Origin of the sequence: Rouxiella sp. S1S-2 (genome assembly GCF_009208105.1) — a bacterium.
Lineage (GTDB): Bacteria > Pseudomonadota > Gammaproteobacteria > Enterobacterales > Enterobacteriaceae > Rouxiella.
In genome coordinates this window covers 3,927,833-3,941,430 of record NZ_WFKL01000001.1, presented here as the reverse complement: position 1 = coordinate 3,941,430, position 13,598 = coordinate 3,927,833, and the positions used below count along the sequence as shown (strand labels likewise).

Here is a 13,598-nt window from a genome sequence, read left to right as displayed (position 1 = left end):
AGTGAGTAATCTGTCACTCGATTTTTCCCATAATGAATTTCAGCCACTGGCCGCGAGAATGCGGCCGGTTACCTTGGCTGAATATATTGGTCAGCAGCACCTGCTGGCACCCGGTAAGCCGTTGCCACGCGCTATTGAAGCGGGACAGCTGCACTCCATGATCCTGTGGGGACCGCCGGGTACGGGGAAAACGACGCTGGCAGAGCTGATTGGCCGCTATGCCAACGCTGACGTTGAACGTATTTCGGCGGTCACGTCCGGTATTAAAGAGATCCGCGAGGCGATTGAACGCGCTCGTCAGAATCGCAATGCCGGTCGACGGACCATCCTGTTTGTCGATGAGGTGCATCGGTTCAATAAAAGCCAGCAGGACGCGTTTCTGCCGCATATTGAAGATGGCACCATTACTTTCATTGGCGCGACCACTGAAAACCCCTCCTTTGAACTGAATTCGGCGTTACTTTCGCGTGCACGCGTTTATTTACTGAAAGGGTTGACGGCGGATGACATCGAAAAGGTCATCGATCAGGCAATGAATAACGCTGACCGTGGCTATGCTGGGCAAAATATTCGTATTTCTCCGCAAACCCGCCGTATGCTAGCCGAATTGGTCAATGGCGACGCCCGCCGCGCCTTAAACAGCATTGAAATGATGGCCGATATGGCCGAGGTTGATGCGCAGGGTGTCAGGGTACTCACCACCGAGCTGCTGAATGAAATTTCGGGTGAACGCAGTGCACGCTTTGACAATAAAGGCGACCGCTACTACGACCTGATTTCGGCCCTGCACAAGTCGGTGCGTGGCTCTGCCCCTGATGCTGCTCTTTATTGGTATGCGCGTATCATTACCGCCGGTGGCGATCCGCTTTATGTTGCAAGACGTCTGTTGGCCATCGCTTCAGAAGATGTGGGCAATGCCGATCCGCGTGCGATGCAGATTGCCATTGCCGCTTGGGACTGTTTTACTCGCGTTGGGCCGGCCGAAGGCGAAAGAGCTATTGCACAAGCTATTGTGTATCTTGCCTGTGCGCCAAAAAGTAACGCCGTTTATACTGCTTTCAAGGCCGCAATGCGCGATGCAAAAGAGCAGGCCGACTATGACGTACCTGAGCATTTGCGCAATGCGCCAACCAAGCTAATGAAAGAGATGGGGCTGGGTGCCGAATACCGTTACGCGCATGACGAACCCAACGCCTACGCCGCCGGCGAGAACTATTTCCCTCCAGAAATGGCTAAAACGCAGTACTATTATCCGACTGCACGCGGCATGGAAGGTAAAATCGGGGAAAAGATGGCGTGGTTAACTGAACAAGATCAAAATAGCCCGACAAAACGCTACCGATAAATTTGCTGTTGCGGTAAGGTTACTCTTGATAACTCTTTGACATGCTGCCGTTTCAGGCAGGATGCGTCATCTAAATATTTTTTAATTCAACACGAACAGGATTAGCATGCTCGATCCCAATCTGCTGCGTAATGAGCTAGACGCAGTTGCAGAAAAACTTGCTCGCAGAGGTTATAAACTCGATGTAGAAACATTGCGCGCTCATGAAGAACGTCGCAAAGTACTGCAAGTCGAAACGGAAAATCTTCAGGCTGAAAGGAATGCGCGATCGAAATCGATCGGTGCGGCCAAGGCTCGCGGTGAAGACATCGATGCCCTGCGTCAGGAAGTTAACGAACTGGGTGACAAGCTGAGCACGGCCAAGGCCGAACTGGAAGCTCTGCTCGAAGAGATGAATAAAGTGACTCAGGCGTTACCAAACCTGCCTGATGACTGCGTTCCTGTTGGTAAAGATGACAGCGAGAACCTCGAGGTTAGCCGTTGGGGGACGCCGCGTCAGTTTGACTTCGAGGTTCGCGATCACGTCTCGCTGGGCGAAATGGCCGGTGGCCTTGATTTTGCCGCCGGTGTGAAACTGACCGGTGCACGCTTTGTTGTTATGCAGGGACAAATTGCTCGCATGCATCGCGCTTTGTCTCAGTTTATGATTGATCTGCACACCGAGCAGCACGGCTATATCGAAACAGCGGTGCCTTACCTGGTTAACCAGGATTCGTTGTTTGGTACCGGTCAGTTGCCAAAGTTTGGTGAAGACCTGTTCCACACCAAACCACTGGGTGAAGAAGCGGGTACCAGTAACTATGCGCTGATCCCAACGGCTGAAGTACCACTGACTAACCTGGCGCGCGACGAAATTCTTGAAGAAGAGTCTCTACCGCTGAAATTGACCGCGCACACGCCATGCTTCCGCTCAGAAGCGGGTTCCTACGGTCGAGATACCCGTGGTCTGATTCGTATGCACCAGTTTGATAAAGTCGAAATGGTGCAAATTGTTCGCCCTGAAGACTCCATGCAGGCGTTGGAAGAGCTGACCGGTCATGCTGAAAAAGTGCTGCAGCTGCTAAATCTGCCTTATCGTAAAATGCTGCTGTGCACCGGTGATATGGGTGCCGGTTCTTGCAAAACTTATGATTTAGAAGTGTGGCTGCCAGCACAGAATACCTACCGTGAAATTTCTTCTTGTTCAAATATGTGGGACTTCCAGGCTCGCCGTATGCAAGCCCGTACCCGTAGCAAAACCGAGAAGAAACCACGTTTAGTTCACACGCTAAACGGCTCTGGATTAGCCGTTGGACGTACGCTGGTTGCAGTACTCGAAAACTACCAATTGGCAGACGGCCGAATTGAAGTTCCAGAAGTATTGCGCCCTTATATGCGTGGACTGGAAGTCATCGGTTAACTAATCGTTTAAACGGTTAAATTACGTGAAAACTCTGAGGCCAATCGTTAATGCGATTGGTCTTTTTTATTGATTGAAAGCATAGGTTTAACAACCTTTGTTCATCGGCGATATTTTTTAATCGTCACTAACCAGATGCTTTGATTTTATAAAACTACCTGCCAAGATATTTAAAATAAAATACTTATTAATCATGGGGATATTTATTTTTGTTTTACGCTTTGCAATTACCAATCTTGGCTATTGATTAGTTATTTAAATCATGGAAATACAGATTGTGCGCAAGGTCGATTTCACCAGATTGACTTTTTACTAACCAATGGCATTATGCGCGCAATTTCATTGTATTTCTGGTCGCCCAATCTCTATGTCTGCTTATTCTCGCCCGGTGCTGTTGCTGCTCTGCGGCCTTTTGCTGCTTACCGTATCTATTGCGGTATTGAGTACGCTCGTCCCTCTATGGCTGACGCACGAAGCCCTGCCTACCTGGAAAGTTGGGTTAGTAAGCTCTTCTTATTATGCCGGAAATTTATTGGGAACACTGATTGCCGGTCGGTTAATCAAGAGACTTGGTTTTAATCTAAGTTATCAGCTTTCGTGCGTTATTTTTGCCATTGCGACAGCCGGCCTGGCAATTTCAATGGACTTCTTTGGTTGGGTTAGCTGGCGTTTCATCGCCGGTATCGGTTGTGCGCTAATCTGGGTGATCGTCGAAAGTGCTCTTCTGCGCAGTGGTACGGTGAAAAATCGTGGGCAACTGCTTGCAGCCTATATGATTGTTTATTATATCGGAACCGTTGCTGGTCAGTTGTTGCTGGGAAAAGTGTCAACCGAGCTGTTTAACGTCATTCCCTGGGTGACCGGTATTATCGTGATTGCCATGCTTCCGCTTTTGTTTGCACACATCACTAATCAAGACAGTGAGCAGCCACACACTAGCATCTGGCCAATGTTAAAACGTCGCAGTGCGCGATTGGGCATTAATGGCTGTGTTATTTCTGGCATCGTGTTGGGGTCATTATACGGATTAATGCCGCTGTTTTTAGCACATCGCGGGCTTAGCGACGCCGATGTTGGCTACTGGATGGCGTTGCTTGTCAGTTCGGGCATAATGGGTCAATGGCCGGTAGGGCGCCTGGCCGATCGCTATGGTCGTTTGACTGTGCTGCGCGTTCAGGTGTTTGTGGTTATTCTTGGTAGCATTGCCATGCTGAGTGGCTATGCGATGGCACCTGCGCTGTTTGTGTTAGGCTGTGCCGGCTTTACGCTTTATCCAGTGGCAATGTCTTGGGCCTGTGAAAAAGTGAACCCGGATGAGTTGGTCGCCATGAATCAGGCGCTGTTGATGAGTTATACCATCGGCAGTCTTGCCGGTCCTTCAATGACCGCCATGCTGATGCAGAACTATTCCGACCGCGTGCTCTTTGTGATGATAGCCGCGGTGGCGCTGGTTTATTTAATTATGCTGCTGCGCAAGACAGAGAACACCCACAATCCCGTTGCTGCAGCTTGAATACTCTTTAATTATTGAAGCCGCAGCGGTATTGGCTGCGGCTCGATACACGAAGAATATCAGTACATCACTTTGTGGCCGTAGCTTTCCAGTATCCCTTTCACCCTTTCCATAATTTCTTTAGTCGGTGGGCTTACGCCGTCAAGGCCGTATTTCTCTCCCATCGCAGTCCATTTATGCTTACCGAGTTCGTGATAGGGCAGGAGTTCTATTTTTTCTATATTGCCCATATCCTTAGTAAACTCACCGAGCATGTGCGTAGAGTGGTCGTCGTCTGACCAGCCGGGCACAACCACGTAGCGGATCCAAGTGCGTTGATTGCGTTTGGCAAGATACTGAGCGAACTCCAGCGTGCGGTGATTCGAAACACCCACCAGCTTTTGATGGATTTCATCGTTCATCTGCTTGAGATCAAGCATGACCAGATCGGTTGCATCAATCAGTTCATCAATCACTGGGTCATAACGGCGCACAAAGCCGTTAGTGTCCAGGCAAGTATTAATGCCTTCTTTTTGACATGCGCGGAACCAGTCGCGAACAAACTCGGCTTGCAAAATAGCCTCACCGCCAGATGCGGTAACGCCGCCGCCTGAGGCGTTCATAAAGTGGCGATAGCTCACCACCTCTTTCATTAGATCTTCGACGTTTATTTCTTTACCCCCGTGCGTATCCCACGTATCGCGGTTGTGGCAATACATGCAACGCATCAGGCAGCCCTGAAAAAACACGATAAAACGAATACCCGGGCCATCTACGGTGCCACAGGATTCATAGGAGTGAATGCGACCTTGAACAGACATTGCGGATGTTCTCCAATGTGAAAAGGCCCCACGCAAGTGGAGCCTTAATGAACAACTACAGGAAGCTCATCACTTTTTACAGCGTTTTAGTGAAGGTACGAGTAATAACGTCCTGCTGCTGCTCTTTAGTCAGTGAGTTGAAACGCACTGCATAGCCTGATACACGAATTGTCAGCTGCGGGAATTTTTCTGGATCTTCCATCGCTTCAAGCAGCATTTCACGGTTCATTACGTTGACGTTAAGGTGCTGACCGCCTTCGATAGACGCTTCGTGATGGAAATAACCGTCCATCAGACCCGCCAGGTTGGCTTTACGCACGTCATCATCTTTACCCAGCGCGTTTGGCACGATAGAGAAGGTATAAGAGATCCCATCTTTCGCGTAGGCAAACGGCAGTTTAGCAACGGAAGTCAGTGAGGCAACGGCGCCTTTCTGGTCACGACCGTGCATTGGGTTAGCACCAGGTCCAAAAGGTGCGCCAGCACGACGTCCGTCAGGAGTGTTACCGGTTTTCTTGCCGTACACCACGTTCGAAGTGATGGTAAGTACTGACTGGGTAGCCACCGCGTCGCGATAGGTTGGCAGTTTCTGAATTTTCTTCATGAAACGTTCTACCAGGTCGCAGGCGATGTCATCAACGCGTGAGTCATTATTACCAAACTGTGGATATTCGCCCTCAATTTTGAAGTCGATAGCCAGGCCATCTTCATCACGAATCGTGCTGACTTTGGCATATTTAATGGCTGACAGTGAGTCGGCTGCGACTGACAGACCTGCGATACCGCAGGCCATAGTGCGATAAACATCACGGTCGTGCAGTGCCATCAATGCAGCTTCATAGCTGTATTTGTCATGCATGAAGTGAATACAGTTCAGTGCGGTCACATACTGCTTGGCCAGCCAATCCATAAAGTGATCCATACGTTCCATCACTTTATCGTAGTCTAGCACTTCATCCATCATTGGCGCTTCTTTAGGACCAACCTGGATTTTCATTTTTTCATCAACGCCGCCGTTGATGGCGTACAGCATTGTTTTCGCCAGGTTGGCACGTGCGCCAAAGAACTGCATTTGTTTGCCGACAATCATTGGGCTCACGCAGCAGGCAATGGCGTAATCATCGTTGTCAAAGTCCGGACGCATCAGGTCATCGTTTTCATACTGAATTGATGATGTATCAATTGAGACTTTAGCCGCATACTTCTTGAAGTTTACCGGCAGTTTTTCTGACCACAGAATGGTCATGTTAGGCTCTGGAGAAGGCCCCATGGTGTAGAGAGTATTCAAGAAGCGGAAGCTGTTTTTGGTCACCAAGGTACGGCCATCAACGCCCATACCGGCCAGTGATTCTGTTGCCCAGATTGGGTCGCCGGAGAACAGCTCATCGTATTCAGGAGTACGCAGGAAACGCACCATGCGCAGTTTCATTACCAGGTGGTCAATCAGTTCCTGAGCCTGTTCTTCAGACAGTTTACCCGCGTTGATATCGCGTTCGATGAACACGTCAAGGAAGGTAGACACGCGGCCAAATGACATGGCGGCGCCGTTCTGGGATTTAACTGCGGCCAGATAACCGAAGTAGGTCCACTGAACTGCTTCCTGAGCACTGCTCGCCGGACCTGAAATATCGAAGCCGTATTTGGCCGCCATTTCTTTGATTTGGCCCAGTGCACGATACTGTTCCGAAATTTCTTCGCGCAGCTGAATGGTCATTTGCAGGTCTTCGCCGTTTTCCAATTTCGACTGCAGAGACTGGAACTGGGCAAATTTGTCGGCCATCAGGAAGTCGATGCCATAGAGGGCTACGCGGCGATAGTCACCGATGATGCGGCCACGGCCGTAGGCGTCGGGCAGACCGGTTAGTACGCCGGATTTACGGCAGTTTAGAATGTCTTTGGTGTAGACGTCGAAAACGCCCTGATTGTGAGTTTTACGGTATTCGGAAAAGACTTTTTTCAGCTGAGGGTCGAGCTCGCGGCCATACACTTTGCATGAGCCTTCAACCATTTTAATGCCGCCGAAAGGAATTATGGCGCGTTTTAAGGGTGCATCAGTCTGCAGGCCTACGATAGCCTCTAAAGATTTGTTGATATAACCCGCATCGTGCGAGGTGATGGTTGAGGCGAGGTCGGTATCAAAATCAACAGGTGCTTTGGTCGCGTTTTCCTGTTTGATGCCTTCCATAACGCTGTCCCACAGGGTGGTCGTCGCTTTTGTTGCGCCAGCGAGGAAAGACTCGTCACCCTCGTAAGGGGCATAGTTTTTCTGAATAAAGTCACGAACGTTGACTTCAGTCTGCCAGTCACCGGCGCTAAAACCCTGCCATGCAGTGGTCAATTTTTCATTGAGCTTGGACATTTTGCACCTACCTTCTAATTTGAATTTTTTCAAAAAATTGCGTTATCGGGATAACTTGAACATCAGTTAAAATTTTGCGACAAGCATCGATAATCATTAATGACGCTGCTCATCACGCAGATAAATGACCCAGTAAGTCAGGCCTACGAGCAGGCCACCGCCGATGATATTGCCGAGCGTCACCGGGATCAGGTTGTCGATAATAAAGTTGGAGACAGTCAGCTCGGAAAATTTGTCCGGCGCGCTGCCCATAGCCTGCCAGAAGCTTTCTGGCGCGAAATTCTTAATAACAATACCAAGGGGTATCATGAACATGTTGGCGATGCTGTGTTCGAAGCCACTGGCGACAAACATGGCGACCGGTAGGATCATGGCGAACATTTTGTCCATCAGGCTACGGCCGGAATAACTCATCCACACCGCCAGACAAACCATCAAATTGGCTAAAATGCCCAGGCAAACGGCCTCGATAAAAGTGTGATGCATTTTATGATCGGCGGTTTGCAGCACGTTCAGGCCCCAAAGGCCGTTATCGGTCATGTGCATTCCCGCGAACCAGATAAGCGCGACAAAGAACAACGCACCAACCAGGTTGCCGATATAAACGTTTAGCCAATTACAGGCCAACTGGGTCCAGGTAATGCGACCGCTTGCCTTGGCAATGACGGTTAATACCGTAGAGGTAAACAAGTCTGCGCCGCATACCACCACCAGCATCAGGCCCAGTGAGAAACAGATCCCCCCCACTAATTTTGCCAGGCCAAAAGGTACGGCGGCGGTGCCTGTGGTCGAGGTAATGTAGAAAACGAAGGCAATCGAGATGAAGACACCTGCGGTAATCGCCAGGAAAAAGGTTTTTATAGGTTGCTTGGTGGCTTTATACACCCCTGCATCTTCGGCAACTTTCGCCGTGGCGGCAGGTAATAACAAATTGAAGGGGTTGTCAGCGTTCACATTAACTCTCTCTTAAGGGTTATGTACTGCAAGACAGATACTAGCAACCTAGTGTAGTTGAGATATTGATTTGGATCATATCTGGGCGAAACTACTGCTAAGGAAAGCCGATATTGAAGGAATGAAAAGCGATAACTTACTGATTTACATTGATAAAAATGTTTTTAATTTTTGCGAAAAAAGTTTAAATAAAAATCATTAAATGAGATTGCTGTTTTGATTTATAAGTGAAAATGTTGAAGTGATATTACGCAATGGTGCGATTTGCATCTCATTCTTTTACAAGAAAAAATTCTTTCAACAGTAAAGGGCGACACTATCGTTCACTTTGGCGACATTTAACGCTTGTTTTGTGGGAGAGTCAAACCACATAAGCCGCTTTATTTTAGTATTGGAATAGCTGATGGGAAAAAAGGTTTTAGTCGTAAAAAAACCGGCGGTTTCCCGCCGGTTGATGTAATGATGCTTCTTACGCTTTTGACCAGTAACGACGCTTGGCAGCCTGAAGTTTTTCGTAGGCAGCAAGCAGTCCCTGATGAGATGGCAACGCTTTGAGTTCAGGGTCAACGGCGAACAGACTGTGGAAACGTTCTTCGCCGCTGATGGCTGCAGAAGCACGTTCAACCGCTTCTTGACCGTACATTTTAATGAAAGCGCTGTAATACTGGGAGGCTTCACGCTCCGGCTCCAACGCTAACTGCAGCAGCGTTTGCAGGCAGCGGTAATAGTTATTACGCTCGTCACTGTAAACGGAGGCGTTGAACTCATGCGCCCATTCAGCCCAGGTCAGCGCCTGGTCCATATCACCGCCGGCAAGTGCCAGCATGGATTTCAGCTCACCGACGCGCAGGGTATACCAGCCGTTGTCTTTGCCGCTGGCAATGCCCAGCAACTCACGGACGCGGGTGAAGTCATCCAGTCCTTCATCATCCAGTTGAGTTATCATTTCAAGATACTCTTCCGGTGCGAAATCACTGCCTGGCAGTGCAAGGATCTGCTCACGTAAATGTGCGCCCATGCTGTTGTTGGCGAGCAGCAGGTCTTCAGCAGGATAAATATCAGACATGCCCGGCACGATGATACGGCAAGCATAAACGTCGAGGTGCTCATAGTCGGCGATGTAAACTTCAGCGTCTTCCTTATCGAAGATGGCCATCAGCGTGGCGAATTCTTCTTCGGTGCTGCCGCTAAAGCTCCAGTCGGCAAACTCGTAGTCTGCGTCATGCTTAAACAAGTCCCAACAAATAAGGCCGCTTGAATCGATAAAGTGTGTTTCAAGGTTAGCGTGCTCGGCAACTTCTTCATCGTCGAAGGTTGGCGCGGTAAACACGTCCAGATCTTTCAGGCTGCGTCCTTGAAGAAGCTCAGTAACGGTACGCTCAAGCGCGACGCCAAAGTCAGGGTGAGCACCGAAAGAGGCGAAGCAGGTACCGTTTGCAGGGTTGAACAACACCACGCAAATCACCGGATAGTTGCCGCCTAATGACGCATCATAGGAAAGAATGGGGAAACCTTCTTCTTCCAGTTTGGCAATGGCTTCCACCACGCTCGGGTAACGAGCCAGCACGTCGGCAGGAATTTCAGGCAGGCTGATAGATTCGGCAATAATGCGGTTTTTAACGTAACGCTCGAAAACTTCTGAAAGACCCTGAACACGCGCTTCGTTGGCAGTGTTACCGGCCGACATGCCGTTAGACACATACAGGTTGCCGATGATGTTCATCGGGATATAAACGGTTTCAAGGTCTGACTGGCGGGTAAACGGCAGGGCGCAGATACCGCGGCTGGCATTACCAGACTGCAAGTCGATAAGTTCGCTGCCGGTCAGCTCTTTTTCTTCGTCGTAGAACGCGTGGAGGCGCTCGTCGAGAATGCCCTTTGGCAGGCTATTGTCTGCTGGGATTGGGAACCACTTTTCGTTCGGGTAGTGAACGAAGTCACCTTCGGCGATCTCTTTGCCAAGATAGAAGTCCGCAAAGAAATAGTTGGTCGACAAGCGCTCGAAGTACTCACCCAGCGCCGAAGCCAATGCCGCTTTTTTACTGGCTCCCTTGCCGTTGGTAAAGCACAGCGGGCAGTCGCGGTCACGGATGTGTACAGACCAGACGTGTGGGACCGGATTCAGCCACGAAGCCTCTTCAATATTAAAGCCGAGGTCGGTAAGTTTTTGCTGAAAACGGGAGATGGAGACTTCCAGCGCCGCGTCTTTGCCAGGGATAAAAGTTTGCGTCATTGAGTTCACTTTTGTGCGTTCTAAAAACGCGCAATGATACGGGGTTTTTGGTTTGAGCTCCACGTATTCATTGTGCTAAGAAAAAAGAATATAACAGCCGAAGATATGAAATTTATTACTGATTATTAATCTGCGGCGAATAACAATTGCAGCGGGTGGTGACCAGTGTTAAAACCGATAAACTGGTTGTTGGTATACGCAATCGATTCAATGATGCTATCAATCAACGGCTCAATTGGCTTTCAAGTGGCTATCTAAGAGAAGTGGTGAGGGGAAATGACTCAGGTTTACAATTTTAGCTCAGGTCCGGCGATGATCCCGGCTGAAGTCTTACGTCGTGCTGAACAAGAACTCTGTAATTGGCACGGTCTCGGCACCTCGGTGATGGAAATCAGTCACCGTAGCAAGGAGTTCATCCAGGTAGCCGAAGAGTCCGAAAAGGATATTCGTGACCTGATGAATATCCCCTCGAACTATAAAGTTCTGTTCTGCCACGGCGGCGCGCGCGCGCAGTTTGCCGCGATCCCGATGAACCTGCTGGGCGACAAAGCAACTGCCGACTACATCGATGGCGGCTATTGGGCACACAGCGCAGTTAAAGAAGCGCAAAAGTACTGTACGCCAAACGTGATTGATATCACCACGACTCAAGGTGACAAACGCGGCCTGCTGCCAATGAGCGAGTGGAAGCTCAGCAAAGATGCGGCCTACGTGCACTACTGCCCGAATGAAACGATCGACGGCCTGGCCATTGATGAAATGCCTGACTTTGGCGATAAAGTGGTTATTGCCGACTATTCCTCAACCATTCTTTCGCGACCTATCGACGTCAGCCGCTTTGGTGTTATCTATGCGGGTGCGCAGAAAAATATCGGTCCTGCCGGCCTGACGCTGGTTATTGTCCGCGAAGATCTGTTGGGTAAAGCACGCAAAGAACTGCCATCCATTCTGGATTACACTGTGTTGGCCGAGAACGACTCAATGTTCAATACCCCGCCAACTTTTGCCTGGTATCTGTCTGGCATGGTATTCAAGTGGCTGAAAGAGCAGGGTGGCCTGAACGAAATCGAAAAACGTAACAAAGCCAAGGCCGAGCTGCTTTACGGCACCATTGACCGCAGCGGTTTCTACCGCAATCAAGTGGCCGATGCTAACCGCTCACGCATGAACGTGCCGTTCCAGTTGGCTGATTCTGCGCTGGATGCCGTGTTCCTAAAAGAGTCTTTGGAAGCTGGTCTGCATGCGCTAAAAGGCCACCGCGTTGTTGGCGGCATGCGTGCATCTATTTATAATGCGATGCCGTTGGAAGGCGTTCAGGCGCTGACCGCGTTTATGAACGATTTTGAAAAACGCCACGGTTAATTCGGCGTTTAGGTTAACAGTTTGATTTGCATTTTTATTATTAGAAATGTTCGTGATTAAACTAACCCCGGCCCTGTGTCCGGGGTTAGTTTTTAAAATACTTACCGATTTACGGAGACGCTGTGGAAGCCCTAACCCTACAACCTGTTGCACGAGTCAACGGCACAATTAATTTACCTGGCTCAAAAAGTGTCTCAAACCGTGCACTTTTACTGGCCGCTTTCGCCAAGGGTACTACCCATCTGACCAATTTGCTCGACAGCGACGATGTTCGGCACATGCTGAATGCGCTGACGGCGCTGGGCGTAACGCACCGTCTTTCAGAAGATCGTACCCGCTGCGAGATTGACGGTTTAGGCGGTGTTTTCCCTAAAGCCGACAATCTGGAACTGTTCCTTGGCAATGCCGGTACTGCCATGCGTCCGCTGGCTGCTGCGCTGTGCTTTGGTGATCAAAATGTCGTGTTGACCGGTGAGCCACGCATGAAAGAGCGCCCGATCGGCCATCTGGTAGATGCCTTACGCATGGGCGGCGCACAGATTGACTACCTCGAGCAGGAAAATTACCCGCCCCTACGCCTTCGCGGTGGCTTCAAAGGCGGTGAGATTAGCGTTGACGGCAGCGTATCCAGCCAGTTCCTCACCGCACTGCTGATGACCGCACCGTTGGCCGAAAGCGACACGGTTATTCGTATTAAAGGTGAGCTGGTTTCAAAACCGTACATCGATATCACCTTGAATCTGATGAAAACCTTCGGCGTGACTGTGGTTAATGAAGATTACCAACAGTTCTGCGTGCAGGCTAACCAGAGCTACACCTCTCCCGGCACCTACCTGGTTGAAGGCGATGCCTCTTCTGCATCCTATTTCCTGGCGGCGGCAGCTATCAAAGGTGGCACCGTTCGCGTGACCGGTATTGGTAAAAATAGCATGCAGGGTGATATTCGATTCGCTGATGTGCTCGAAAAAATGGGCGCCACCGTGGCTTGGTCCGATGACTATATTGAATGTACCCGCGGTGAGCTGCACGGTATTGATATGGACATGAACCACATTCCCGATGCGGCGATGACCATTGCCGTTGCGGCGCTGTTTGCCCAAGGCCCAACCACGTTGCGCAATATTTACAACTGGCGGGTAAAAGAAACCGACCGTTTGGCGGCAATGGCCACCGAGCTGCGTAAAGTCGGTGCAACGGTGGAAGAGGGCGAAGATTACATCAGCATCGTTCCTCCTGGCTTACTGACTTTTGCTGAAATTGGCACCTATAACGATCACCGTATGGCGATGTGCTTCTCGCTGGTGGCGCTGTCTGACACGCCGGTGACGATTCTTGACCCGAAATGCACTGCGAAAACTGTCCCGGAGTATTTCGAACTGCTGGCATCACTTTGCACCCCGGCCTAAGCCTTTAGTCATCCTTTTCTCTTCAACGGACATTATCGTGTCCGTTTTTTATTTTCGCGCAGTCATCCTCTCGTCGCTATGCTTAAATATTCTCTGATTTGCGTGTTTATTTCATCGCTTTGCCGTTTTCCCTAGCTTATTTTTCCTAACATGCTGAAGTGGGGTAACAGTTCGGCAAAAGGCAGCGTATAATGCTGCACCTGAATTAGCCCCGTTGGGTTAATGAT

The 13,598-nt window shown here is 49.8% G+C and carries 9 protein-coding genes; 5 read left to right on the top strand and 4 right to left on the bottom strand.

All coding sequences use genetic code 11. From position 1 onward, the window contains the following. The first annotated feature begins 1 nt into the window (after window position 1). The 3 genes from GA565_RS18040 to GA565_RS18030 all read left to right on the top strand — a co-directional run bounded on the left by GA565_RS18040 (window position 2) and on the right by GA565_RS18030 (window position 4,257). Window positions 2-1,345: a replication-associated recombination protein A gene (locus GA565_RS18040; protein WP_055777907.1), complete on the top strand. Its 1,344-nt coding sequence runs from the start codon at window positions 2-4 to the stop codon at window positions 1,343-1,345. A gap of 106 nt (window positions 1,346-1,451) precedes the next feature. Beyond that, window positions 1,452-2,744 carry a serine--tRNA ligase gene (serS, locus tag GA565_RS18035; protein WP_152199840.1) on the top strand — a complete coding sequence of 431 codons (1,293 nt, stop codon included), beginning with the start codon at window positions 1,452-1,454 and terminating at the stop codon, window positions 2,742-2,744. Between the two features lie 367 nt (window positions 2,745-3,111). Further along, a complete protein-coding gene (locus GA565_RS18030; protein ID WP_152199838.1) occupies window positions 3,112-4,257 on the top strand; it encodes an MFS transporter in 1,146 nt (381 codons plus the stop codon). 59 nt (window positions 4,258-4,316) lie between these two features. Here GA565_RS18030 and pflA read toward each other — a convergent pair whose 3' ends face one another. The 4 genes from pflA to ycaO form a co-directional block, all read right to left on the bottom strand. Beyond that, window positions 4,317-5,057 (bottom strand): pyruvate formate lyase 1-activating protein, encoded by a 741-nt coding sequence (gene pflA / locus GA565_RS18025; RefSeq protein WP_152199836.1) that lies wholly within the window; start codon window positions 5,055-5,057, stop codon window positions 4,317-4,319. A 76-nt stretch (window positions 5,058-5,133) separates the two neighbouring features. After that, window positions 5,134-7,416 carry a formate C-acetyltransferase gene (pflB, locus tag GA565_RS18020; RefSeq protein ID WP_152199835.1) on the bottom strand — a complete coding sequence of 761 codons (2,283 nt, stop codon included), beginning with the start codon at window positions 7,414-7,416 and terminating at the stop codon, window positions 5,134-5,136. A 96-nt stretch (window positions 7,417-7,512) separates the two neighbouring features. After that, window positions 7,513-8,370 carry a formate transporter FocA gene (gene focA / locus GA565_RS18015; RefSeq protein ID WP_152199833.1) on the bottom strand — a complete coding sequence of 286 codons (858 nt, stop codon included), beginning with the start codon at window positions 8,368-8,370 and terminating at the stop codon, window positions 7,513-7,515. Window positions 8,371-8,839: 469 nt separating this feature from the next. Continuing rightward, entirely contained in the window at window positions 8,840-10,603 is a 1,764-nt protein-coding gene (ycaO, locus tag GA565_RS18010) for a 30S ribosomal protein S12 methylthiotransferase accessory factor YcaO (RefSeq protein WP_152199831.1), read from the bottom strand. A 276-nt stretch (window positions 10,604-10,879) separates the two neighbouring features. Between ycaO and serC the strand changes: the two genes are divergently transcribed. After that, complete coding sequence (gene serC / locus GA565_RS18005) at window positions 10,880-11,965, top strand: 3-phosphoserine/phosphohydroxythreonine transaminase (RefSeq protein WP_152199830.1); 1,086 nt, start codon at window positions 10,880-10,882, stop codon at window positions 11,963-11,965. Window positions 11,966-12,087: 122 nt separating this feature from the next. Continuing rightward, on the top strand, window positions 12,088-13,371 hold the full coding sequence (gene aroA, locus GA565_RS18000) for a 3-phosphoshikimate 1-carboxyvinyltransferase (RefSeq protein WP_152199828.1): 1,284 nt from the start codon (window positions 12,088-12,090) through the stop codon (window positions 13,369-13,371). Window positions 13,372-13,598: the final 227 nt, after the last annotated feature.